Below are 452 nucleotides of genomic sequence, written 5' to 3' on the forward strand. Positions count from 1 at the left end.
TCTCGATCCAGGCGGCCCGACGTGCAGACGTGCGCCGCGTCGCGGTCGTCCTGGCCGCGGCTCCCGCGATCGCCATCCTCTGCGTCGCCCTGACGATCATCTACCTGCACTACCAGGGCCGCTACTTCATCGCTGGGATGGCTCTAAACGCGAGCTTATGGGGACTCGCCGGCCGCTGGCAGGCGGTGAGGGTCGCTGTCGCGACGGCCTCGATCCTGGCCGCGTTCCTATGCCTGGCGAACGCGCTCGGCAAGCCGTCTGGACTGCAGCTCCTGAAGGGCGCTGCGCCGGACACGGTCTGGGGGATGCCGCGCTGGCAGCAGCAGGGCCTCCTGCGTCCCTCACCGCCCGAGCGGGGCGAGATCGACACGATCCGCTTCGTCGAGGAGCGCGTTCCGTTCGACGCCCGGATCGGTCTGGCACTCGAGGAAAACGACTTCGGGTTCCCGTAC

1 protein-coding gene is annotated in these 452 nt (G+C 69.0%); it reads left to right on the top strand.

The window, feature by feature from the left end:
• The coding region (locus I6F37_RS39650; protein WP_225154326.1) for a hypothetical protein at positions 1-452 on the top strand (452 nt) is incomplete at both ends.

The sequence above is a fragment of the Bradyrhizobium sp. NBAIM08 genome, assembly GCF_020193935.1.
Lineage (GTDB): Bacteria > Pseudomonadota > Alphaproteobacteria > Rhizobiales > Xanthobacteraceae > Bradyrhizobium > Bradyrhizobium yuanmingense.